This window comes from Actomonas spartinae (assembly GCF_051209155.1).
Lineage (GTDB): Bacteria > Verrucomicrobiota > Verrucomicrobiia > Opitutales > Opitutaceae > Actomonas.
This window is the reverse complement of the sequence record NZ_JBPJGB010000001.1, coordinates 1,563,869-1,588,098: the sequence shown is the minus strand read 5'-3', so window position 1 is coordinate 1,588,098 and position 24,230 is coordinate 1,563,869. Positions and strand designations below refer to the sequence as shown.

Genomic DNA, 24,230 nt, shown 5'->3' with positions numbered 1-24,230 from the left:
ATCAATGCGCCACTCCATGCCAAAACGCGCCGTTCTCATCGTAAACCTGGGCTCGCCCGACTCCACCGCCGTGCCGGATGTGCGCACCTACCTGAAGGAGTTCTTGGGCGACGAACGCGTCATCGACAAACCCGCCTGGGGACCGGCCCGCCGGTTTCTGGTCAACCAGATCATCTGCCGCTTCCGCGCTCCGAAGTCCGCCAAGGCTTACGAGGAAATCTGGACCGAAAACGGCTCGCCCCTGGTGCTGACCTCGCAGGCCGTGGCCGACAAACTCGCCGCCGAACTCGGCCCGGACACGCCGGTGTATCTGGCGATGCGCTACCGCAAGCCCTCCATCGCCAAGGTCCTCGCCCAAATGGCCGCCGACGGGATCGAGCAGGTGCTGCTCTTCCCGCAATATCCCCACTACGCCATGTCATCTTGGGAAACCGTGGTGGTGAAGGTCTACGAGGACGCCTCCCGCGTGGCGCCCGGTCTCAAAATCGACTGCGTGCAACCCTTTTACGAGGACGAAGACTACATCGCGGCGCTGCACGAAGTCTCCGCACCGTATTTGGAGAAGCCATACGACCACGTGCTCTTCTCCTACCACGGCATCCCCGTGCGGCATCTGCGCAAAGGTGACGCCTCCCGCGCCCACTGCACGCAGGTGGCCGATTGTTGCTCCACCTGCAGCGCCGCCCACGCCATGTGTTACAAGGCTCAGGTCACCAAAACCACCGAGGCCTTCGTCAAGCGTGCCGGCCTGCGCCCCGACCAGTGGTCGATCTCCTTCCAATCCCGCCTTGTCGGCGAGCCGTGGCTTTCCCCCTACACCGACCACGAGTTGGAGCGCTTCGCCCACGAGGGCAAGAAACGCATCGTGGTGATGACGCCCGCCTTTGTCGCCGACTGTCTCGAGACGCTCGAGGAAATCGCTGGCGAAGGGTGTGAAGAGTTCATGAAAGCCGGGGGCGAGTCCTTCCAACACGTCCCCTGCCTCAATGACCAACCGCCCTACATCGCCTTTCTCGCCGGCCGCGTGCGCCGCTGGCTCGGGGGCGAGACGCCCACGGCGACGCACGTTCTGGCAGCCGCCGCCACTCATCGCCACCCCTGAACCGCCCGGAAATGAGGGCCGCCGCACTCCCAACCGGAGCGTCGCCCTCAGCTGTTTCGGGGTTGTCCATTCGGGCCTGCTCACCTAAGGCTGCGCCCCGACTCACCGACTCCCCACGGTCGCACTCCCAACCGTGAACAGCACCTCCTCCCCGTTTTCCGACACCTCCTCCGCCTCCCCGCCCGGTCGCCGCGCGAGTGGCACCGGTGTGTTTTTGCTGGATACGGCCGGCCGAATCCGCGGCGCCAACCACGCCGCCGAAACCTACTGTCCGGGCCCGCTGACCGACCAGATTGGCCAGCCGTTCGTGTGCCTCTTCGCCTTCGAAGTGGTTTCCGACGATCCCGAAATGATCGAATCCCAGTGGGAAGTGCTCGCCGCCACGGCGACGGAGCAGCGGGTCCCCCTCACCCTCCGCCACGAAGAGGAGGAGCCCGGCACCGAGGTGCGGGTCGAGCTCGAGCCCGCTGCCGGCGAGTTCGCCTGGATCGGCCGGGTGAGCCTCGCCCCCCGTGAGCCCGTTACACCGGTGGTGATTGCCGAGGAAACCACCTCCTCTGGAGCACCCGCCCGCGCCGCTTGGTCGCACCTCGTGCAAAGCGATGCGGCCGGATTCTTCGATCTCAATTTTGCGGCCGACGAGACACATTATTCCCCCGCCTGGAAGCGCCTGCTCGGCTACGCCGATGCCGATCTCGCCAACACCTACGACACCTGGCTCAAACTCATTCACCCCGACGACTCCGCCGCCGCGCCCGACCAGGTGGGCCGCCACACCCGTTCCCAACAGCGCACCTTCTCGGTCGAGTTTCGGATGAAACACCGGCGCGGGAACTGGATCTGGCTCCACTCCGTCGGCGTGCAACTTTTCTCGGCCACCGGCGAACTGCAACGGGTGGTCGGGTTCCACCTCGACATCTCCGAACGCAAGGAGATCGAGGAACAGGGTGTAGTGGCGGAGGACCGTCTCGCCGCCCTCAGTGAGGAGGGCGGTCTCGCGCTCTTCGACCTTGATTTTGTCAACGGACGCGCCTGGACCTCGCAAGCCTGGCGAGACCTCGTGGGCGACCCCGTCGAGCACCCCGACATTGGTATCTTCACGCGCTATCTCTCCGATTGCGATGGCGACCTCACCCACTACCTCGCTCGCTTCGGCGGCGACGGCCAATGGGGGGCCGATTATGCCACCCTTTGCCGCTCCGACCGCGGAGAAGTCATGGCGGTCCTCGGCCTGCAGCGCCACGTGAGCCGACGGGGCGAGCTGCTGCGCGTGGTCGGCTGCGCGCTGCCGGCGCCAAGCCAGGCCGCGACCAGCCGAGCCACCGGCCGCAGCACCGCCCCTTTCCCGGTCGCCGCGACGGTCGATCAGGCGCCGTTCATCGCGCTCAACGCCTTGCAGGAGGCGGTCATCCTCACCAACGAACACGGCGGTATCACCGTCATGAATACCAAGGCCGAGCGCTTCACCGGCCTCCCGACCGCCGCCGCCGCCGGTCGCCCGCTGGCCGAGGTCATGCGCCTGCTGAACGCCCACGATCAACAGGCGGCGGATGACGCCATCGAGCTCGCGCTGGAAGCCGAAGGGGGTCCCCGCATCGTCACCGACCATCTTCTGGCCGCCGAAGGCCAGCCGCCGCGCGCCATCGCCTGGAGCGTGCAACAGATCCGCGGCGACGATGATCGTATCGCCGGCATCGTCGCGATCTTCCGCGACCCCAACGAGATGTCGCTCACGCCGGAGGAGCTCATTCGCGCCAACCGTTTCGAGTCCCTCGGTCAATTGGCCGGCGGCATCGCCCACGACTTCAACAACCTGCTCTCCACCATCCTCGGCGCCATCTCCATCGCCAAGGACAACCGCGACTACGACAAGCTGGGCGACGCCGAGACGGCCTGCATGACGGCCAAGACGCTCACCCGCCAATTGCTCTCCTTCGCCAAGGGCAATCCCGGAGGCACCTATACGGTGGCCCGGCCGACCGACATCCTGCGCGACGCGGTGCGCGTCGCCGCCGCGGGCAGCCCGGTCAAGATTCACCTCGATCTCGACGAGCGCTCCAGCGCCGTCGAGGTTGACCGCGGCCAGATGATTCAGGTTTACCAGAACCTCATCATCAACGCCATGCAGGCCATGCCCGACCCCTCGCGCGGGCAGATCTGGATTCGCTGTCGCACCATCACCCTGACCGAGGGCCGGGTGCCCCCCTTGGAAGCCGGCGACTACGTGCAGATCGAAGTGCAGGACAACGGCGCCGGCATCCCGGACGACAAGATCGACCGCATCTTCGAACCCTTCTTCACCACCAAAAAAACCGGCACCGGTCTCGGCCTCGCCACCGTCCTCTCGATCATCCGTCGTCACGGCGGTCAGCTGGGCGTCGATTCCACCGTCGGCGTCGGCACGACCTTCACGAGCTTTCTGCCCACCACGGACAAGTCGCTCGAAACCGGCGTGCGCAAGCCCGCCACGCTGCGCTACGGCACCGGCCGCGTGCTCTTCATGGATGATGAGCCGCAGCTCTGCTCCATCACCAAGACCATGCTGGAGAGCCTCGACTACAAGGTGGACATCGCCCGTCACGGTGAAGAGGCGCTCGCGCTCTATCGCCGCTACCACGCCGTGAACCGGCCCTATGACGTGGTCCTGTTGGATCTCACCATCGTCGGCGGCATGGGCGGCGAGGAGACCTTCAAGAAACTCCGCGAGATCGATCCCGACGTCCGTGCCGTGGTGTCAAGCGGCTACGACAGCGACGAGATGGCGCGCGAGTTTCTGGAGTCAGGCTTTTGTGGATACCTCACCAAACCCTACCGCGTCGGCGAACTCGGCAAGATGCTGAAGTCCGTGCTCGGCGGCTGAGGCGGCGCGACTTGCGGTTGCCCGCTGTAACGCCACCGCCCACGTTCATCGCATGCCCCTTCGCCCCGCCTATCGCTGCGCGCTCTGGATACTGCTCCTGCTGCCCGCCGCGCTCAGGGCCGTCACCTCGCTGCGCGTCGACTCAGACCGGTCGTCCTTCGAGACCGCTGCCGGCGAACCCTTCTGCTGGATCGGCGACACCGCCTGGGAACTGTTCCACCGGCTCGACCGCGAGGAAGCGATCGCCTACCTGGATGACCGGGCGGACAAGGGATTCACCGTCGTTCAAGCCGTGGTGCTGGCGGAATTGGACGGCCTGCGCACGCCCAATGCCTACGGCGATCGCCCTTTCTTCGACCTCGACCCGACGCGGCCCAATCCAGCTTACTTTGCCCATGTCGACTTCATCATTGCGGCGGCCGCCAAACGCGGTCTCGTGGTCGGCTTGCTCCCAACGTGGGGCGATAAACTCCCGTCGAGCAGCCCTGGCGCCGGCCCCCTGGTGTTCACCCCGGAAAACGCGGCGACCTACGGCAGCTTTCTCGGCCAGCGCTACGCCGACCAGCCGGTGGTTTGGATCCTCGGCGGGGACCGCGATCCCGATGTCGGCAACGCCTCGGCAATCTGGTCCGCTATGGCCGAGGCCATCAAGGCGGCCACCGGCGGCCGGCAGCTAATGACCTACCATCCCCGCGGCTGGTCGACCTCCGCCCGGTTCTTCGCCGACGCTCCCTGGCTCGACTTCCATATGTTTCAAAGCGGCCATGAAACCGGTGTCGTGCCCATTGATCGTCTGATCGCCGAGTCAGCCAACGCCCGGCCACGCAAACCCGTCGTCAACGGCGAGCCCGCCTACGAAGGCATCGCGGTTCGGTTCTGGGAGCACATCGACTTTTCGCGTCCCGGTCGGGATCGCGTGCCGCCCGGCGTCCTGCGGACCGACGGCACCATTGGACAGACCGAGCACTTCAGCGACGGCTTCGTCACGGCTGGCGACGTGCGACGCCAAGCCTACCTCACGTTCCTGCTTGGCGCGGCAGGCTACACCTACGGCAACAACGCGATCTGGCAGATGTTCGAGCGCGACGGGCCGGTGACGCTTCCCACCTTGACCGATTGGCGGAACGCGCTGGGCGACCACGGTGCCCACGCCATGCGCCATGTGCGCACATTTGCGGAACGTTGGCCGCTGACTCAGGTCCGCCCGGCGCCCGAGGTGTTGCGGGAGAAACCGCCTCCGCGCGACGGTTACCCGGTGATCGCAGCAACCAATACGGAGCGCACCTGCCTGATCGTGCAGCTACCGCACGGCGGCACCGTAACCCTCGATCTGACGGCGTTGTCCGGCACCGCAGCGGAGGCGAATTGGTTCGACCCCCGCAACGGCACCCGCGCGGAAAATGGACCGGTTGAGATGAGCGAGGCGGCGGTTTTCACCGCGCCGAGCCCGACCCGCGAGGATTGGCTGCTCGTGATCGAAACCCGCTAGCGGCGGTTCGCCGTGCTCAGGCGGGCAGGCCGCCGCGGGCGATGACCTCGCGATACCAGTGGAAGGAGTCCTTCGGGGTGCGGACCTGCGTCTGGTAATCGACGTGCACCAGGCCGAAGCGGTCCTTGTAGCCTTCGGCCCACTCGAAGTTGTCGAGAATCGACCAGTAGAAGTAGCCGCACACCGGCGCGCCGTCGCTGATTGCCCGCTCGATGGCGGAGAGATACTGGTGCATAAAATCGATGCGCTGCGGGTCGTGCACCGCGCCGTCGCGTTGCACAAAGTCGGTGTTGCAGAAGCCGTTTTCGGAAAACGCGATCGGCAGTTTGTAGCGCTCGGTCTGCCAACGCGCCGCCCAGTAGATGGCTTCCGGCGCAATGCTCAGCCACGGCAGGGTGCCGCGAGGGTTGCCGATGCCATGGCCGTCGGTGATCGGCTCCGCAACGCCATTGGCGCCAGCCCGCACCTTGTAACCGGAATAACAGTTGTAGGCGAGGTAGTCGATCGGCTGCGAAATGAGCTTCATGTCCTCGTCGGTGATCTTGGGCAGGTCCGCCTTGAAGCGCTCCAGACCATCTTCGGGATAGCGACCGAACACGATCGGGTCGGCCCACCAGGCCAGATTCCACATCTTATCCTCCACGCAACCGAAGTAGCGCGCGCGCGCCGCTTCGATATCGGCGGCTGAGTCGGTCGCGGGGATTGGTTCACGCGAGGTGTGCGCGATGGAGATCTGTTGCGGTCCCTGGCAGTGCGCCCGCAGGGCCTGCACCCCGCGGCCGTGCGCGCGCAACAAGTTGTGCGCGGCGTTCAGGCAGCCGGCGTAGGGCAGCTTGAGACCCGGTGCGAACGCGCCTTCCTGATAACCGAGCCCGACGATCACCGGCGGTTCATTGATCGTCATCCAGTGGTTCACGCGATCACCGAGCCGCTTGGCGACCACCGTCGCGTATTCCCCAAACCACTCCGCGATGTCCGGGTTGCTGAAGCCGCCGCGTTCCTGGAGGGCCTGCGGCATGTCCCAATGGAACAGGGTCACCCACGGCTGAATGCCCGCTTCGAGCAGGCCGTCGATGAGATCGTCGTAGAACTTGAGCCCCTCCTCGTTCACCGCACCGGTGCCGCTGGGCAGGATGCGCGACCAGGACAACGACAGGCGGTAGGCCTTGATCCCGAGTTGCTTCATCAGCGCGACGTCCTCGCGCCACCGATGGTAGTGGTCGCAGGCCACGTTGCCATTGTGGTTCTCGAACACCTTGCCCGGCGTCTGCGAAAACACGTCCCAAACCGACGGGCCGCGACCGCCCTCATTCCAGGCGCCCTCAATTTGATAAGCGGCCGCGGCCGCACCCCAGGTGAAATCATTCGGGAAACTCATACGCTGATTCCCGCAAACAAGATAACATTTCTCAATGCCGTAAAGCCCTCGCTGCGCTACGATCGGCCCCCTTCCATCTTGTCGTTTTGCCATGAATATCCCCCGCCTCCTTCCCCTCGGTCTGTTGCTGGCGCTGCCCCTTTGGGCCCAGAAGTTCCCCGATCTCGCCGCCACGCCGCCCATGGGCTGGAACAGCTGGAATACCTTCGCCAGCAACATCAACGAGGACCTGGTCAAAGGCGTCGCCGACGCCATGATCGCCAACGGCATGCGCGACGCGGGTTACGCATACATCGTGCTCGACGACACGTGGTCGCTCCGCCAACGCGACGCTGAGGGCAACCTCGTGGCTGACCCCGCGAAGTTTCCCTCGGGCATGAAGGCCCTCGCCGACTACGTGCACGAACGCGGCTTCAAACTCGGCATCTACTCCTGCGCCGGCTCCCGCACCTGCGCCGATTATCCCGGTTCCCAAGGCCACGAATTCCAGGACGCGCGCCTATGGGCCTCCTGGGGCATCGACTACCTCAAATACGACTGGTGCAACACCGGCACCCGCGATGCCCGCGAGGCCTACACCACCATGCGCGACGCCCTCTACACCGCCGGTCGGCCCGTGGTCTTTTCCATCTGCGAATGGGGCACCGCCAAACCTTGGGAATGGGCCAGTGACGTCGGGCACCTCTGGCGCACCTCCGGCGACATCTATGATTCCTGGGACGGCTACAAGATGTGGGAAATGGGCTGGAAGCGCATCCTCGACCTTCAATCCGACCTGGTGAAGGACTGGGGACCCAACGGCCTCGCCCAGTATGCCGGGCCCGGCCATTGGAATGATCCGGACATGATGGAAGTGGGCAACGAAGGTCTCTCGGTCGCCGAATCCCGGGCGCATTTCAGCCTCTGGTGCATGCTCGCCGCGCCGCTCATGGCGGGCAACGACGTGCGCTACATGAGCGACGAGATCGTCGCCATCATGACCGATCCCGATGCCATCGCCATCGACCAGGACCCGCTCGGCAAACAGGGCTTCAAGGTCCTCGACGAAGACGCCGCCGGCATCGAAGTGTTCATCAAACCGCTCAGCAACGGCGAATGGGCGGTCTGCGCCCTCAACACCGCCGACGAAGCCCGCGAACTCACGATTCCCTTTCACCGCTTCTACATGTTGGGCGAAGCCAAGGAACTCTATGATGTGTGGGCCAAAAAAGTCGTCGGCACCTCGGCCGAAAACTACACGCGCACGGTGGAGTCGCACGACGTGATGCTGTTTCGCCTGCGGGCCCCGGCTGATTAACGGCAACACAGTTGGCGGCCGGTTTTTTCGAAGCTGGTTTGCAATCGCGCAGAACGCGGCCTCGCTGCCGCACATGTCCGTCCTTCGTCTACCGCTTCGCTTGCTGGCCCTGTTGAGCCTGCTCATCACGGTGGTGTATTGGTCCTCGACCGGCGCCCATCGGGGATGGAGCATGGACAAAGTGCCGGTGCAGCAGGTAGATGAAATAACCGGACTCGAATACACCTCCTATGAGGACCGCTTTGTCCCGGGAATAGACGTGCTGGGCGGCGGCATCGCGCTGGGCGTGGGACTGTTTGTGGTCTCACTCTTTCTGCCGAAACCGCGTCCCAAATCATCCGTCAACTGACCGCGACATTCTCTTTTTTCCCCGAACCTAACCATGACCAAAACCATCACCACCCTCCTCCTTTCACTATCGCTGGCCGGTATATCCGCCGCCGATCCCGTGTCCTTTGACTTCAAGGACCCCAAGGGCGTCAACGCGATCTCCTTCCACCTCGACTCCCTGCTCGAGCCCATCGCCGGCACCGCCAACGGCATCTCCGGCACGGTCAGTTACGATCCGGCCAACCCTGCCGCCACGTCCGGCACGATCGTCGTCGCCACGCCTTCGCTCACGGTCACCAACAGCACGATGCGTGACCACCTCCTCAGCGAAGGCTGGGTCGACGCCGCCGGCCACCCGGAGATCACCTTTGCGATCACGGACCTCAGCCACGTCGAAACCGACGGCAAGACCACCACCGCCCACGCCAACGGCACCTTCACCCTCAAGGGCGTGACCAAGGAGATCAGCATCCCGGTCAAGATCACCCATCTCGCCGGCGCCTTCGGGCAGCGGATCAACAAACCCGAACTCGGCGGCGACCTGCTCGTCGTGCGCGGCGACTTCTCGATCAGCCGCTCCGACTTCGGCATCCGCCCGGGCCAAAACGAAGACAAGGTCGCCGACCAGATCGATCTCTCTATCGCCGTCGTCGGCAGCGCCCCGCAGGCCTGATCCCACCACCACCTTTCCCTCGCGAGACCGGCTCCACCGAGCCGGTCTTTTTCGTTTCGCCGCCCCCCGCTCCCACGCTACCGTTCCCGCCGCATGACTGAAGACGCGCTCCAAACGCTCATCGAAGACGCTACCTTTGACTACACCATGGGGGACCATGAACATGCCATCGCCAAGATCAACGAGGCGACCGCCGCCGCGCCGGAGTCGTTCGCCGCCTGGCACGCCAGCGCCGAGATTCACCTCAACCTCGGTCACCTCGATGCTGCGCTGGGGGCCGCCGAAAAGGCGCACGCCCTGCAGCCGGACGACCTGTTCATCAACACCACCCTCTCTCGCATCTGGGTCGGCAAAGGCGACAAGGAAGCCGCCGAACGTTACGGCGCCCGCGCCAAGATGTTGGGCTGGAAAGACCAGCTCAAGACCCCGCCCGGCCAGTCAGACGGTATCAATTGAGCGCCATTTTCGCCCGATTTCGACGCGTTCACACCCGTTGACAGCGCTTCCCTCAGCCACCTAGCCTCCGCCGCGCATGGACAAGCCCGCCTACACGTTGGAGTTCGAAAAACCGCTGCGCGACCTCGCCGCCCAGCTCGACTCACTGCGCCAGCAGTCGCTTGAGAACAACCTCGACCTCGCCAGCGAGATCGCCGGCATCAAGAAGAAGATCGAGGCCACCCAACGGGATATTTACTCCAACCTGACCTCATGGCAGCGCGTGCAGATCGCCCGCCACCCGCAGCGCCCCTACGCGCTCGACTACGTCGCGGCGCTTTGCACCGGTTTCCAGGAACTGCACGGCGACCGCCAGTTCAACGACGACCAAGCCCTCATCGGCGGCACGGCGTTTCTTGGCGGCATGCCCGTGATGATCATCGCCCAACAAAAGGGTCGGGACACCAAGGAAAAGATCAGCCGCAATTTTGGCATGCCGCAGCCGGAGGGTTACCGCAAAGCGCTCCGACTCATGAAAATGGCCGAGAAGTTTTCCCTCCCGGTCATTTGCTTCATCGACACCCCCGGCGCTTACCCGGGCATCGGTTCGGAGGAGCGCCACGTCTCGGAGGCCATTGCGGTCAACCTGCGTGAGATGGCGATGCTGCGCGTGCCCAACATCTCGATCGTGATCGGGGAAGGCGGCTCCGGCGGCGCCCTCGGCATCGGTGTCACCAACCGCGTGCTGATGCTCGAAAACAGTTACTACTCGGTGATCTCGCCCGAAGGCTGCGCGGCCATTCTCTACAAGGACTCGGCCGAAGCCCCGCGGGCCGCGACCGCGCTCAAGATCGATGCGAGCAACCTCGACAAGTTCGGCATCGTCGACGAGGTCATCGCCGAGCCCTTTGGCGGCGCGCACCACGACCCCGCGCAGACGGCCAAGACCCTGGGCTACGCCCTGCAAAAACACCTCAACGACCTCAAGGCGCTGAGCCCGGATCAGATCGTCGAAACGCGCTACGAGCGCTTCCGTCACCTGGGCGTCTACGAGGAGGCCGGGGTTGCGCACTCCTGAGGAAAGTCCTCCGGCAACAGCGCCCACCTGGCAGCGAGTCTGGCCCAAGCTCGCCCTGCTGATCGCGCTGGGCCTGCATTTCGCGCTCGCGACCACCAACTGGTCGTCGCGTTTCCTGCCGGGTCATGAATTTCGCCAGGCGCAGACCGCACTCACCACCGCCTTCGTGGCGCGCGAGCAGAACTACGACCTCGCCTACCCCACCCCGTTGTTCGGCCCCCCGTGGTCGATTCCCATGGAGTTCCCGCTCTACCAATGGGCGGCCGCTTGGCTTTCGACGCACAGCGATTGGTCGGTGGTCGAAAGCGCACGGGCCGTGAACCTGGCCTGCTTCTACCTCGCGCTGCCCGGCCTGTTGCTCCTCCTGCGCGAGGTGCGACCACAAGACGTCGCAGGTCGTTGGCTGGCCCTGGTCTGCATCCTCTGCTCGCCTGTCTATGTGTTCTACACGCGCTCGGTGCTCATTGAATCGATGGCCCTCATGTTTTGCGTGTGGTTCCTGTGGACCTTCGTCCGCATGTGTCGTCACCGCAGTTGGGCTTGGGCGGTTATCGCCAGCGTGCTCGGGGCCCTGGCCGCACTCGTTAAGGTAACCACTTTCATGGCCTGGTGCGGATTCGCCGCCATCGGCGGTGTGCTGTGGAGCTGGCGCCAATGGCGGCAACACGGCTGGAGCGGCTGGGGCCGCAGCGTCGGCCTCGGCGCCGTCGCCGCCTCGCTGCCGGGCATTGCCTCGCTGTGGTGGGTCCGCACCGCCGACGCCATCAAGGCGACCTCGCCGGGCGGTTCCTGGCTGCAATCGGACAACCTGCGCGACTTCAACCTCGGCACCTGGAGCGATCGCACCACCGGCTCCACTTGGACGCAGGCCGCCTCCTTTGCCTTCCAGGCCGTCACCCCGGCTTGGGCCGCGGTGGCGATCCTGATCGGCGCGACGTGGTTGTGGCTCCGCCGCCGCGACTCCGGCCCCTGGACTGCGCTGGGTTGGTTCATCGCGGTGCCCTTCCTCTTCCCGATTCTCTACTCCTACCACGACTACTATTTTTACGCCAATGCGGTCGCATTGCTCACGGCGGCGGGACTGCTCATCGCTGCGCTGCAACGCTTGCCGGGCAAGGCCTCGCTGGTCGCGCCGTTCGTGCTGCTGGCCCTCTGCGCGGCCCAATTGCACGGCTACTTCAAAACCTACCGCGATCTGCAAACCGTCATCTCACCCGGCGGCAGCATGATCACCGCGATGGTGCGGGAAAAACTGCCCCAGGACAGTGTGATCGTCGTGATGGGCGACGATTGGTCGGCGGCCATTCCCTTCTATGCCGATCGGCGGGCGTTCATGATCCGCAACGCGATGCTGGGGGATCCGGCGGGAACCGCGCAGATGCTGGATTGCCTGAAGGACGAAATGATCGGTGGGCTCATCGTGACCAAGGACCAACGCGACAACGTCGACATCATCAACGCCGTCACGGCCAAACTTGGGCTCGATCCGCAGCCGTCGGTCACTCACGCCAACAACGACTTTTACCTGAGCGACAGTTTGCGCGGTGCCCTCACCTTCGCCCTGCTGCAGGACTCCAACTACCGCGCCTTGATGACGGAGCAGTTCACCGCCGATTCACTGGCCGACATCGCCGTCGTTGCCGACGGCAGCATGCAGGCGGTCGCCCCGGCGCTGGGGGACTCTATGTTCGCCATCGCGACGCCGCGGCCGCATCACTACCGGGCGCAGTTCCCCCTCGAAGTCGTCACCGCCGGCAACGCCATCGTGCTGACCGCACACCCCGAGTCGGAGATCTGGTTCACCCCGCCTTCCGAGGCCACGGAAGTGTCGATTGGCTTCGGCATGCGGCCGGAAAGTTATCAGCGCGATGAAAGCCGATCGGACGGCGTCGAGTTTTTGGTGTTCGGCATTGGAGCCGACGGCGAAATGACGACCATCTTTGAGCGGGTCCTCGAACCCAATTCCCGCGACACGGACCAAGGTCTGCAGACCGCCCAATTCGAGCTGCCCCAACCCCTGCCCGTGCAGCTCGTCTTCGCCACTCGCCGCAACCACTCGCTCAGCTTCGACTGGGCTTACTGGCAAAAAATTCAAATTCACTAGGATCCACGCCACGCGGACGCCACTGGCCCGCCGTTCGCCCAAACGTGGTTCTTCGACCGCAACGTCCCAACCCTTCGATTCGACTCGCGATCTCATCGCATGGCAGCCGACCGTCCCTCCTCCCCACCGACCACTGCTCTCCCCCATCGCGCCTGGCTCATCCTCGGCCTGATCCTGTTGCTCACGCACGCCTGGCTGGTGACCCGCAACCTTGATTCGGGCTTTATGCCGCGCCACGAGTTTCGCCAGACCCAGACCGCGGTTTCGATCCTCTACATGGTGAAGGATGACAACTTCAGCCTCGCCTACCCGACGCCCTTGTTTGGTCCGCCGTGGTCCATCCCGATGGAGTTTCCGCTCTATCAATGGAGCGTCGCCGGCCTCATCAAAGCCACCGATTGGTCGCTCCCCTTCGCGGCCCGCATCGTTGGTCTGGCCTGCTTCTACCTCACCCTGCCCGGCCTGTGGTTGCTGGGTCGCGAACTGAAGCTCGATCCCGCCGCGCGCTGGGTTTGGGTCTGTCTCACCCTCTCCGCCCCCATCTACATTTTCTACACGCGGTCGATTCTCATCGAGTCGATGGCGCTCATGTTCGGAGTGTGGTTTCTCGCCGCCTTTGCGCGCATGTGCAACCGCCCCTCGGTGACCGTCCTCCTCGGCGTGGCGGTCGCGGGCACCCTCGCCGCACTCGTGAAAGTCACCACCTTTGTGCCGTGGTGCCTCGGCGCGGCCTGCCTCGGCCTCGGCTGGGCGTGGCGAACCTGGCGCGAGTCCGGCTGGCGTGCCTTGCGCCAACCTCTGACCTACGGCATCTCGTCCGCCGCCGGTCCGTTTCTCGCCCTCACCTGGTGGGTGCGCTTCGCCGACGCGATCAAAGCCCAATCCCCCGGCGGCAGCCAACTGACCTCCGAAAAACTCACGGCCACCAACTTCGGCACCGTCGCCAACCGCCTGAATGTCGAGGCCTGGCAGGGCGTGCTGACCTATCTCCGCGACGGTCTGCTGAGCTGGTGGTGGCTGCCGCTGCTTGGCCTGCTCGCGTGGGGTGCCCTGCGCACGCAACGACGGTGGTTCTGGCTCTTCACCGCAATGTTTGCCGGCACCCTCGCGCTCTTTCCCCTGTTGTATCAGCGACACGACTACTACCTCTACGCCGTGGGCATCCTGCTGCTGGCGAGCGCCGCCATCGCCGTGAGTGCCATCGCCCAACGGTTTCAGCGGCCGCTCCTGGCGCCGCTGGTGGCCTTGGTCCTGGTGGCGGTGCAGTTCTTCGCCTATTTCCGGGTCTACGCCGACGACCAGCGTCTCGTCTCCTACGGCGGCACCGGCTTGACCACGATCCTGCGCGATCTCGTGCCGCGGGACTCCATTTTCGTCGTGGCCGGCCAGAACTGGTCGTCCTTCTTTTCCTACTACAGTGAACACCGCACCGTGATGTTGCTGGAGGAAGTCGCGCGTTACCCGGCCGCCCGCGCGCCGTATCTCGACGCGCTGGAAGGTTTGCCCATCACCGGACTCATCCTCACGGGCCAACAACAGGACAACCTCGGCCTGGTGCAGGACATGCACGAGCGCTTCGGCATCGATCCCGAGATCGCCGTTTCCCATGGCGAGACCGACGCCTACTTCAACCCGGTCGACCGCTTCCACGTCATCTCTGGCGCGCAAAAGAACGACAATTTCTCCGGCTTGGTCATCCGCGGCACCTTGCCGCCACCGCCTGAGCCCGAACCTTGGATCAACGACGAATCCGTTCACCCGATCGGCCCGGCCCAAGCCAATCAGATCTTCAAATTCGTGCGTCCCCGCCCCTACCAGTATCGCAGCAAATTCGGCTTCGGCGTGGTGCATCACCCCGGCGGCGAAGCGCTCGGCGCCCACCCGGATTGCGCGTTTTGGATCAAGGTCGCCCCCGAGCATCGTCGCCTGCACTACGGCTACGGCATCCAACCGGCCGCCTTCGAGGGTGAGGTGCCCACCGACGGCGTCGGCTTCGAGGTCCAGTTCCTGGATGCCCAAGGCCGGGAGCTGCTCCGGCAATACCACGAGTTGCGCCCCGAACACACCGAGGCCGACTTCACGGCTCGCCGCCACGAGATCGAGGTGCCGGCCGGTGCGACCGACGTGGTGTTGAGCACCACCCCCTTGGAGAACTACTCCCGCGACTGGGCCTATTGGACCGACGTCGAGTTGAAGTGAGCCGCGGCGACGTCGCGGCTCAGCGCACCGTCAGCAATTCGCAACGGGTCGCCCGGCGCGCCGTCTCGTCGTAGTCGATGAGCACGCCCGAGATTCGCACGTCTTCCTCCGCCACTCCGAACCGTCGCGGCATGCCGTCGAGGAAACGTCCGACCACCGGCTCCACCTTGCGTCCGAGCACCCCGCGATAAGGTCCGGTCATGCCCACGTCGGTGATGTAGGCCGTGCCTTGGGGCAACACCTCGGCATCGGCCGTCGGCACGTGCGTGTGCGTGCCCAGCACCCCCAAGGCCTTCCCGTCGAGGTGCCAACCGAGGGCGATCTTTTCGGAAGTCGCCTCCGCGTGGATCTCCACCAAAGCCGCGTCGGCGGTGCCCGCGCCAACGGTTCGCGCGAGCATCGCGTCCGCCGCGCGAAAGGGACACTCCGCCTTCAAATTCAAGTAGGTCCGGCCCAACACGGTGAACACCGCCAGCCGGAATCCATTCTTTTCCAATACGACATGGTCCTGCCCCGGGCATTCGGTCGGCAAATTCGCCGGCCGGCAGACCCGGGGAAACTGGTCGATCTCATGCTCCCAGCCGCGTTGATCCCATACATGGTCGCCTAGCGTGATCGCGTCGACGCCCAGCTCCAGGATGGTGCCCGCAATCGATCCGGTGATTCCGGCCCCCGCGGCGGCATTTTCCGCATTCGCGACGACGAAGTCCAAACTGTGCTTCTCCCGCAGGCGTCGCAACCAAGTCGCGAGCTTGTCCCGGCCCGGCCGGCCCACGATGTCGCCAATGAACAGAATTCGAATCACCGCACCATCCTGCGCCGGGTAGCGTATACTCCAACCCCAAATCGGCCCGAAATCGGGCAAATCGCGCGGGGTTTAAGCGCTTGCCAGCGTCAAACCGGGTGCGCTTTGCTGGTCCTCCTTTGTCCACATCCAAACCGTTATGAAAACGTCCTCCCAACCCACTGACTTTCCTTCGCCAGAAATTGGCCGCGAAATGAACGGTGCCGACGTCGTCGTCGAGTCCCTCATTCGTGAAGGGGTGGACGTAATCTTCGCCTACCCCGGCGGCGCCTCGCAGGAGCTCCACCAGGCGCTCGCCCGCACCGACAAGATCCGCGTCATCCTCCCGCGCCACGAGCAGGGCGGATCCTTTGCCGCCGAGGGCTACGCTCGCGTGAAGGGGGACGTCGGCGTCTGCATGGCGACCAGCGGCCCCGGCGCGACCAACTTGGTTTCGGCCATCGCCGACGCCTACATGGACTCCATTCCGATGGTCGCCATCACTGGCCAGGTCTATTCGAAATTCATCGGCAAGAGCGCCTTCCAGGAGACCGACTTCTACGGCATGACCCTGCCGATCGTGAAGCACTCCTACCTGGTGATGGACGCCGCCGATCTGCCGCGCGTCTTCAAAGAGGCCTTCCACCTCGCCCGCAGCGGTCGCCCCGGCCCGGTCGTCATCGACATCCCGAAAGACGTCCAACAGAAGCGCCTCACCCCGGTTTTCCCGGCCACCGTCGAGTTTGCCAACCCCTACGTCGGCAAAAAACACGAGGCCAGCGACGATCAGTTGAAGCAGGTTCTCGCCCTCATCGCTGAGGCCAAGAAGCCCGTGCTCTACTGCGGTGGCGGCATCATCTCCGCCGAAGCCTCCGCCGACCTGAAGGCCTTTGCCGAAGCCACCAACATCGCCGTCGCGACCACCCTCATGGGGGTCGGCGCCTTCCCGGAAACTCACGAGCTTTCGCTCCAGTGGTTCGGTATGCACGGTGCCGCCTACGGCAACTGGGCCGTCGACGAGTGCGACCTTTTGCTCGGCTTCGGCGCCCGCTTCGACGACCGCATCACCGGCGACGTCAACAAGTTCGCTCCCAACGCCAAGATCGTCCACATCGACATCGACGCCTCGGAGCACAACAAGAACAAGCGCGTCGATCTGCCCATCGAGGCCAACATCAAGCAGGCCCTCACCCGCCTCAACGAACTCATCGCCGCGCACAAGTTCACTCCGCCCGACACCAGCGCCTGGCACGACCAGCTCAACGCTTGGAAGCGCGACCATCCCTTCTCCTACGAGGAGAGCCCGCACATCACCTCGCAGGAAGCCATCAAGGTCCTTTACGAGCTGACCAAGGGCGAGGCCATCATCGCCACCGGCGTGGGCCAGCACCAAATGTGGGCCGCGCAGTTCTATCGTTTCGACGAGCCCCGCCGCTACATCAGCTCGCTCGGTCTCGGCGCCATGGGCTTCGGTTATCCCGCCGCCCTCGGCGCCAAGGTTGCCGCGCCTGACAAGCAGGTCATCGACATCGATGGCGACGGTTCCTTCGCAATGAACATCCAGGAGCTCGCCACCGCCAAGATCGAGAACATCGCGGCCAAGGCTCTCATCCTGAACAACCAGCACCTCGGCATGGTCGTGCAGTGGGAGGACCGCTTCTACGGCTCCATCCGCGGCAACACCGTTCTCGGCGACCAGAACAACATCGGCAGCCCCGACAATCCCGACGCCCTCTACCCCGACTTCGTCAAGATCGCTGAGGGCTACGGCATCAAGGGTCGCCGCGTGATCAAGAAGGAGGAGCTGCGCGAGGCCATGCAGGAGATGCTCGACCACGACGGTCCCTACGTTCTCGACGTCATCGTGCCCTACACCGAGCACGTCATGCCGATGATCCCCGCCGGCAAGACGGCCAAGGAAATGATCCTGAAGTAAGCGCCGACCGCCAACGTATCCGTTTTACAAACACGCCCGCACCGTCACCGGTGCGGGCGTTTGTTTTAAGCGCGCCGCTCATTCACCGCGATCACCCAAGGTTCGCAGCAACAGCAGCTCGACCCGCTTCACTTCACGCAGGACGCGGTTACTGTGCATCTCCATCCAGAACCAAACCTTCATGAATGAGATGAAGATGATGGTGAAGAGCGCCACGCCGCCCCATAACAATTGGTCGCGCACGACCTCCGCCTCGTAGAAGCGGATCGCCGACCACACAAATGCGGCCATGGACACGAGGCTGAAGATGAACGCCATCGCGTTGGTGAAGCGATTGCGGCCGCGGAAGGCCGTGATCAGCTCCTCCGCCAGGTTGGGTTCGGTGGCGAGTTGCTCGCCTTCCGACGAACCGCGCAGAGCGGCGCGGATCTTTGCGTCGATGTTGTCTTCTTTCATAATGAACTCCTTTCGAGGTGTTGTCTGAGTTTTTCGCGGGCGTGAAAGAGCCGGGACTTCACCGTCCCGGCCGGCACGTCCAACCGGCCGGCGATTTCACCCACCGAAAGTCCCTGTTGGTAAAACCAACGCAGCAGCTCCCGGGTCGCTGCGTCCATTTGCGCGATCGCCTCGACCAACCGCGTTCGCTCCTGGTCCGCAGTCGCATCTGTCTCCTGGGTTCGGGTGGCGTAGTCCTCCAGCGCGGCCGCTGCCCGGCGCTCCCTTTGCCGCCGCCTCACGTGGTCGGCCGCTCGCCGCGCCACAATGCGAAAGGCCCAGCGCGCGAAGCAGGCAGGGTCATCGAGCCGCCGCAGCCCACGAGCGATCGCAATCCAAGCACTCTGCGCCGTTTCTTCGCCCGCCATGAGGTCACCTGTCCTACTGGTGGCGAACCGCACGATATCCGCCCGCCACAGCGAAAACAGCTCGGCGAACGCCTGCTCGTCGCCCCCTTGGGCGCGTAGCACCAGCAATTCACTTAAAACATGGCGGGCGTCTCTTTCCATCGCGTTTGCCCACAAGGTCGCGGGGCGGGAGCCCGCGGTTCAGTTTTTCCGCGAGATTCGCTCTAGTGGCCGGGTTCCCCCTCCAGCAACTCGACCTTGGCGCCCCGGGCGCGCAACCCGGCGAGCAGACCATCCTCCCCGCCAAAATGCCCCGCGCCCACGAGCACCAGCTCCGCTTCCGGCGTGGCAAACATGCGCATGATCTTTGGCAACCAATCGCGGTTGCGCCCGGCCACCAGCGCTTCGTGCACCTCGGGAAATTCCTCCCGCATGGGCGCGATCATTTCGCGGTCAAAGTAGTCCAGATCCCCCGTTCGCCAGCCGCGGATGAGCTCATCCACCTGGCCCGCCGTGCTCTCCAAATCCGCCAAGGTCGAAAGCACCATCTCACTTTCCTGACCAGCGGCCAGGCCGGACAAAAAGTCCAAGTGTCGCTCCACCGTCTCCAACCCCAGAACCGGCTTCCCATCGGCGATGGCCTGCTTGTGATAGTGCAAATCCACGCCATCCGCCACCGCGCCCTGCTTTTGCCACTCCAACACCGCCAGGGTCACCGCCAGCATCCAGGGGCGCATTTTGGCAAACGCCGCCAGCGGCACCCCGTGCGCTTCACAGTGCCGGACCAAGGCGTTCCACGCTGCCTCGTTCAAATGATCCTGCAGCGTCGAGTCGTCAGCGAGCATGCCCCGACTCAACAGCTCCATTTGCATCGCCGGTGACTGCATGGCGGCGAGATCCGTTTCAAAATACAACACGTCCGCCGCCGCGTAGGCCGCGTCAAACTCCGCGGGCAAGGGAAAGTCCGAAGCCCGGAGCAGATGGCAGGTGCCGCCCAAATAAACGACCTCGCCGTCAAATTCGGCCCGCCAAACCGACGAGGTCGCGGCCACCCGCGAAACGACCAGAAAACCGAGCAGGACGCAGGCAGTGAATCGACGCATGACCCAAAACTCAGCCCGATTGGCGCAGCTTGCGACTGCAAACGATTCCCTACCTGCGACGCCAAAACCCTTGAGCCGACCGGATTCGGCACCTACCGACATCGTGCTTGAGTCGTCCATCCGCCGCATCGTCCTCCGCCTCTCCTTCCTCGTCGCCGGGTCGCCTCGAACATGCCCTCGCGCTGATCTGCCTGGCCGCCGCCCTCTTTTGGCAGTTCCAGACCGTCACGCTGGAGTGGAGCTCCACCGCCCTGCCCGGCAACGCCTTCCGCCAAACCCAAACCGGTCATTCGACCCGGTTTATTGTCGAGGAGAACAACTACGCGCTGGCCTACCCCACCCCGATTCTGGGGCGACCGTGGTCGATTCCGATGGAGTTTCCCCTCTACCAGTGGACCGTCGCCAAACTCACGCAACACAGCTCCCTCACACTGGTGGAAAGCGCGCGGACTGTGTCGCTGCTCGGCTTCTACGCCTCGCTGCCGGCGTTTTGGCTCCTCGCCGCGCTGGCGGGAGTGCCGGTCGCACGTCGCTGGTGGTGCCTCATCCCGGTGATACTCAGCCCCGTCACGATCCTCTACGGGCGCGCCTTCCTCATCGAGACCATGGCCGTCGCCTTCGCCGCGTGGTTCGTCCTGAGCTTCATCCTCATGTTGCGGCACCGCTCCGTGCTTTGGCTGGCTGCCACCGCGCTGTTTGGCGTGCTCACCGGACTCACCAAGGCGACCACCCTGCTGGCTGCCGGGATTCCCTGTGCGGTGATCGGACTGCGCACCTTCTTCGCGACGCTTAAAACGGGCGACCGCGCCGATGCCCGTGCGCTGGTGGGCTGGGGCGCGGCGGCCGCATTTCCGGCCTTTGTCGCGACCTGGTGGTGGACCCGTTTCGCCGATACCACCAAGGCGCTCAATCCCATCGGACAGGCGCTCAGTTCCGACAAGCTGACCGGCTTCAACTTCGGCGAGCACCTCATCGAAGGCCGCTTTACGTGGGACCGCTGGTCGCAGCTTTTCGCTCAGTGGGATCTCGCGTTGGCGCCCGCCCTCCTCATCGGCGGCCTCGCCGTGGTTGCCGCCGTGCTCAGTCGGCGACTGCGTGGCCCCGCCCTGCTCTGTCTCGCCACCTTCCTCGGCACGCAGGTCATCTTTCCCAACCTGTATTCAATTCACGACTACTACTTCACCGCCATCGCGGGCGTCGCCGCGCTCGGTTGGGGACTTACGCTTTGCGGGGTGGCCGAACAAGCGCGCTGGGGTCGCGGGGCTGCGCTGGTGCTGCTCGGCGGCCTCGCGTGGGCCCAGATTGCGACCTTCGACAACAATTACCGCCAAGGCATGGTCGAAGGCAGCGCCGGTGATGACCTCACCAACGGACTTTACCGCCTTACCGAAGACGACGAAGTCATCATCATTGCCGGCGACGAATGGAATTCGGTCATCCCCTTCTATGCCCAACGTCGCGCGCTCATGCTGCCCTTCGGCACCGTCAACCGGCGGGACATCCTCGCCCAAGCTTTTGCCAATCTCGATCCCAACGAAGTCGCCGCGCTGGTGATGGTGCGGGAGGAACGCACCAACCAGGCCTTCCTCGATTACGCCGCCGAGGTCTTCGACTTCGCGCGCGAGCCGCTGCTGCGCGTGGGCTACGCCGACGTCTATTTCACCCGGCGCGTGATGGCCGAGATTCTCCCTGCCGACGCCGATCCGAACCAAGTCGGCGGCGACCCCCTGCAGGTCTATGCCGACACGATGCGCGATCGCAGCGTGATGACCGCCTCCCTCAGCAAGCGTCAGCAACGACTGTTCGGCGATATGTCACCCTTGCCGGAGATGTTCTACTTCGAGTTCGGCCCCGCCGTGCTCAACACCGACGCGGGCACACTCCTCAACGCCCACGCCACGACGCGGCTGACCTTTGATCCGCCGCCGGGAGCCCACGAGATCACCATCGAATACGGCATGTTCGACAGCGTGTGGCAAAACGAGGACATGCAATCCGACGGCGTTGAACTGGTCGTCGACCGTCTGCCTCCCGACGGCCCCGGCGAGGAACTCTTCCGCCGCCTGCTCGATCCCCGTGGCAACGAGGCGGACCGCGGCCTGCATACCCTGCGCCTGCCACTGGCGCTCGCGCCCGGCGACAAGGTCGTCGTGCGGGCGGAACCAGGTCCGGCGGACAACCGCTCGTTTGATTGGTTCTTCCTGCGCGAGATCTTGATCCAATGACACCCGCGGCGCGTCCGCGCTACTTGCTGGTCATGTGGTAGACGCCATCCCAGTCGGCCGGCGGCGGATTCTCCGCCGTCGCCGCGACGATCTTCTGATAAACCAGCGACGGGTTGGCTTTCACGCCCGGGGCCTGACCGGGAATGAGCGGTTCCAGTTCGGCCGAACGCTGGAACAAAGCGGCCGCCCCGGCCCAGTCACGCTGGTAATACTTTTCCAGGCCTTGATCGAAGAGCGCCAGGCACTCGAAGTCGGAGTCGCGCAGTTTTTCGCGCAGACCGGTCACCTCATGAATCGGCACCGGCTGCGAACGTCCCTGCACCGTGATCCGCCCCAAGCGTCGAAACACGATGCGATTCCCACCATGCTGTTCACAGGCCACCCGCGTGGTATCGGCCACCATGGTGAAAGCGCCCCAGGCTTTGGCACCGCTTTCCATACGAGCCGCCAGGTTCACGTTGTCGCCCATCATCGTGTAGTTGAAGCGCGTGCGACTGCCCATGTTGCCGATCATGCACTTGCCGGTATTGAGACCGATGCGCGTGCGCATGCGGTGCACCATTTCAGGCCATTTGTCGCCCTCCCGAGTCCACTTTTCGCGCAACTCGTCGAGCCGCTCCTGCACCAGTAACGAGGTCAGACAGGCCCGGTAGGCGTGATCCGGCAACTCCACCGGTGCGCCAAACATCGCCACCACCGCGTCGCCGATGTATTTGTCCAAGGTGCCGCCCTCCGCCTGCACAATGTCGGTGCAGGCCGTCAGGTATTCGTTGAGGAGCTCGCCCAACTGCGAGGACGACAAAACCTCGGAGAACGACGAAAAGCTCTGGATGTCGGAAAAGTAAGGTGTGATCTCCGCATCGTGACCGCCCAGCTCCGGATCCCGGCCTGAGTTGATCATCGACTCGACCACGGTCGGCGCAAGGTAGGTGCCGAACATGCCCTTGATCCGGCCCTTGGCTTTCTGCTCCTGCACCACCTGCCATCCGATCGCGAGAAAGGTCATCGACAAGGCCGAACCGACCGGCGTCACGAGCGGCAGAACAAAGTCGAAAGCGTTAAAAACCAACAACGCCGCGCCTACATAGGCTAAGACGAGAACGACCGCGCCTGCCCGCGCAATGGTCGAGCGACGCCCCCCCCAAGTAGCCAGCGCCGTTACCCATACCGAAAGCACGAGCACCACCGCAAAAATCTGCCATGTATCCAGTCGACGGATATACCGCTCGGAGAGAATGGTTTTGAGAACGTTGCCATGCACTCCCACTTTGGGCACCGCATTCTCGTCCAGCGGCGTCGGCGCCAAATCCTGTAGCAACGCATCAACCGGGCCGATCAGCACCAGCGCATTCTTGAAGTCTTCATTGGCAAAAAACTCCCGGCCGGTCGCTTCGAGTTCCGGATCATCGCTTTCCAACATGGTAGCGTAGGCATAAACGTCGTAAAAACTTATGCGCGGATTGTGCGCTGGAGAAAGCCATCGTGAGAACCAGTTCACCTCCAACATTTGTTGACGCACCATCGGGACCGACCGCAGCACCGTCCCATCGGACTTCATGAACCGAAGCCAGTCGCCATCCACCACCACACCTTCAAAATCCAAATCCCAGTAGCGCCGTAACATCTCGACCGCCAGGTGGTAGTAGGTCCGAACATTGGTCGGCGCCCACATTGGCACCGAACGCACGCCGCGATTCTCGGTATCGATCAACCCCGTGCTGGCAGGAGAAAACGGCGGTTGTTCCGGCGCCACCCAAAGGGCTGGAATCTCGGGTCCCTCAATTTCCTGCAACGGCGGCAAACCATCCGCCACTCGGGGAAACTGACGCTCCATCCGTTCGTTGTTTTGGTCGACTCCCGCGAGCGAAAATGCACTTGCCAGCACCACCGGTGGATCGTTCCACAAGTAGGCTGCCAACTCCCTGTTACCTTGGTAAATGTAGGGCAGATCGGCCGATTCCGCGAGACCTGCGTTGGACAAGACGAGGTCCACGCCGATGACCTTGACTCCGGCTTCCTCGAGCAAGGTCTGGGCGACCTTGGCCAAGTAGTGGCGGCTCCAAGGAAAACCGCCAATTCGCCCCATGCTCAGCTCATCGATATCCACGTAAACCACCTTCCCTTCCGATTCGATCGGCCCACGCAGGCGATACCGCAGGTCCATTGACCAATCGCGCGCCCGATTCAACGAGCCGATTTCAAACAACACGCACCAGATCACGGGCACGGGAAGTAAGGCCAGGATCACCCACAGGGTCTTGATGCGCGCCGAGCTCATGGCCCGAAAGCTAGTCTGCCGGCGCCGGCGTCGTCGAGTAAATCGCTCGGCTGAGCTCGGTTAGCCAAAAGCAAACCCCGGCCACACGACCGGGGTTGGAAACTTTCCAAACGTGGG

At 64.1% G+C, this 24,230-nt stretch carries 18 protein-coding genes; 12 read left to right on the top strand and 6 right to left on the bottom strand.

Features of this window, described 5'->3' with window-relative positions:
* The first annotated feature begins 16 nt into the window (after positions 1-16).
* The 3 genes from hemH (at position 17) to AC0MRV_RS06430 (ending at position 5,451) form a co-directional block, all read left to right on the top strand.
* Positions 17-1,102, top strand: a complete 1,086-nt coding sequence (gene hemH / locus AC0MRV_RS06440; protein WP_472763617.1) for a ferrochelatase — start codon at positions 17-19, stop codon at positions 1,100-1,102.
* 133 nt (positions 1,103-1,235) lie between these two features.
* Complete coding sequence (locus AC0MRV_RS06435; RefSeq protein WP_472763616.1) at positions 1,236-3,962, top strand: ATP-binding protein; 2,727 nt, start codon at positions 1,236-1,238, stop codon at positions 3,960-3,962.
* A 52-nt stretch (positions 3,963-4,014) separates the two neighbouring features.
* Positions 4,015-5,451: a glycoside hydrolase family 140 protein gene (locus AC0MRV_RS06430; protein ID WP_472763615.1), complete on the top strand. Its 1,437-nt coding sequence runs from the start codon at positions 4,015-4,017 to the stop codon at positions 5,449-5,451.
* A gap of 16 nt (positions 5,452-5,467) precedes the next feature.
* Here the strand turns inward: AC0MRV_RS06430 and AC0MRV_RS06425 are convergent, their stop codons facing one another.
* Positions 5,468-6,829 carry a GH1 family beta-glucosidase gene (locus AC0MRV_RS06425; RefSeq protein WP_472763614.1) on the bottom strand — a complete coding sequence of 454 codons (1,362 nt, stop codon included), beginning with the start codon at positions 6,827-6,829 and terminating at the stop codon, positions 5,468-5,470.
* A gap of 91 nt (positions 6,830-6,920) precedes the next feature.
* Between AC0MRV_RS06425 and AC0MRV_RS06420 the strand changes: the two genes are divergently transcribed.
* The 7 genes from AC0MRV_RS06420 to AC0MRV_RS06390 all read left to right on the top strand — a co-directional run bounded on the left by AC0MRV_RS06420 (position 6,921) and on the right by AC0MRV_RS06390 (position 14,945).
* Complete coding sequence (locus tag AC0MRV_RS06420; RefSeq protein WP_472763613.1) at positions 6,921-8,126, top strand: glycoside hydrolase family 27 protein; 1,206 nt, start codon at positions 6,921-6,923, stop codon at positions 8,124-8,126.
* 73 nt (positions 8,127-8,199) lie between these two features.
* Positions 8,200-8,475: a hypothetical protein gene (locus AC0MRV_RS06415; protein ID WP_472763612.1), complete on the top strand. Its 276-nt coding sequence runs from the start codon at positions 8,200-8,202 to the stop codon at positions 8,473-8,475.
* A gap of 33 nt (positions 8,476-8,508) precedes the next feature.
* Positions 8,509-9,129: a YceI family protein gene (locus tag AC0MRV_RS06410; protein WP_472763611.1), complete on the top strand. Its 621-nt coding sequence runs from the start codon at positions 8,509-8,511 to the stop codon at positions 9,127-9,129.
* A gap of 93 nt (positions 9,130-9,222) precedes the next feature.
* Positions 9,223-9,585 carry a tetratricopeptide repeat protein gene (locus AC0MRV_RS06405; protein WP_472763610.1) on the top strand — a complete coding sequence of 121 codons (363 nt, stop codon included), beginning with the start codon at positions 9,223-9,225 and terminating at the stop codon, positions 9,583-9,585.
* Positions 9,586-9,661: 76 nt separating this feature from the next.
* Positions 9,662-10,642, top strand: a complete 981-nt coding sequence (locus AC0MRV_RS06400; protein WP_472763609.1) for an acetyl-CoA carboxylase carboxyltransferase subunit alpha — start codon at positions 9,662-9,664, stop codon at positions 10,640-10,642.
* A complete protein-coding gene (locus tag AC0MRV_RS06395) occupies positions 10,629-12,746 on the top strand; it encodes an ArnT family glycosyltransferase (protein ID WP_472763608.1) in 2,118 nt (705 codons plus the stop codon). Before AC0MRV_RS06400 ends, AC0MRV_RS06395 begins: the two co-directional genes overlap by 14 nt.
* A gap of 99 nt (positions 12,747-12,845) precedes the next feature.
* Positions 12,846-14,945 (top strand): hypothetical protein, encoded by a 2,100-nt coding sequence (locus AC0MRV_RS06390; protein WP_472763607.1) that lies wholly within the window; start codon positions 12,846-12,848, stop codon positions 14,943-14,945.
* Between the two features lie 19 nt (positions 14,946-14,964).
* Here AC0MRV_RS06390 and AC0MRV_RS06385 read toward each other — a convergent pair whose 3' ends face one another.
* A complete protein-coding gene (locus tag AC0MRV_RS06385) occupies positions 14,965-15,750 on the bottom strand; it encodes a TIGR00282 family metallophosphoesterase (RefSeq protein ID WP_472763606.1) in 786 nt (261 codons plus the stop codon).
* A 139-nt stretch (positions 15,751-15,889) separates the two neighbouring features.
* Between AC0MRV_RS06385 and ilvB the strand changes: the two genes are divergently transcribed.
* On the top strand, positions 15,890-17,665 hold the full coding sequence (ilvB, locus tag AC0MRV_RS06380; protein WP_472763605.1) for a biosynthetic-type acetolactate synthase large subunit: 1,776 nt from the start codon (positions 15,890-15,892) through the stop codon (positions 17,663-17,665).
* Positions 17,666-17,743: 78 nt separating this feature from the next.
* Here the strand turns inward: ilvB and AC0MRV_RS06375 are convergent, their stop codons facing one another.
* The 3 genes from AC0MRV_RS06375 to AC0MRV_RS06365 all read right to left on the bottom strand — a co-directional run bounded on the left by AC0MRV_RS06375 (position 17,744) and on the right by AC0MRV_RS06365 (position 19,610).
* Entirely contained in the window at positions 17,744-18,121 is a 378-nt protein-coding gene (locus AC0MRV_RS06375; RefSeq protein WP_472763604.1) for a DUF6768 family protein, read from the bottom strand.
* Positions 18,118-18,669: an RNA polymerase sigma factor gene (locus tag AC0MRV_RS06370; RefSeq protein WP_472763603.1), complete on the bottom strand. Its 552-nt coding sequence runs from the start codon at positions 18,667-18,669 to the stop codon at positions 18,118-18,120. The genes AC0MRV_RS06375 and AC0MRV_RS06370 overlap by 4 nt, the downstream gene beginning before the upstream one ends.
* Positions 18,670-18,731: 62 nt before the next feature.
* On the bottom strand, positions 18,732-19,610 hold the full coding sequence (locus tag AC0MRV_RS06365) for a TraB/GumN family protein (protein WP_472763602.1): 879 nt from the start codon (positions 19,608-19,610) through the stop codon (positions 18,732-18,734).
* 107 nt (positions 19,611-19,717) lie between these two features.
* On the opposite strand from AC0MRV_RS06365, the gene AC0MRV_RS06360 reads away from it, so the two are divergent.
* On the top strand, positions 19,718-21,835 hold the full coding sequence (locus AC0MRV_RS06360) for a hypothetical protein (protein ID WP_472763601.1): 2,118 nt from the start codon (positions 19,718-19,720) through the stop codon (positions 21,833-21,835).
* Positions 21,836-21,854: 19 nt separating this feature from the next.
* On the opposite strand, the gene AC0MRV_RS06355 is transcribed toward AC0MRV_RS06360, so the two are convergent.
* A complete protein-coding gene (locus AC0MRV_RS06355) occupies positions 21,855-24,113 on the bottom strand; it encodes a CHASE2 domain-containing protein (protein ID WP_472763600.1) in 2,259 nt (752 codons plus the stop codon).
* Between the last annotated feature and the right edge of the window lie 117 nt (positions 24,114-24,230).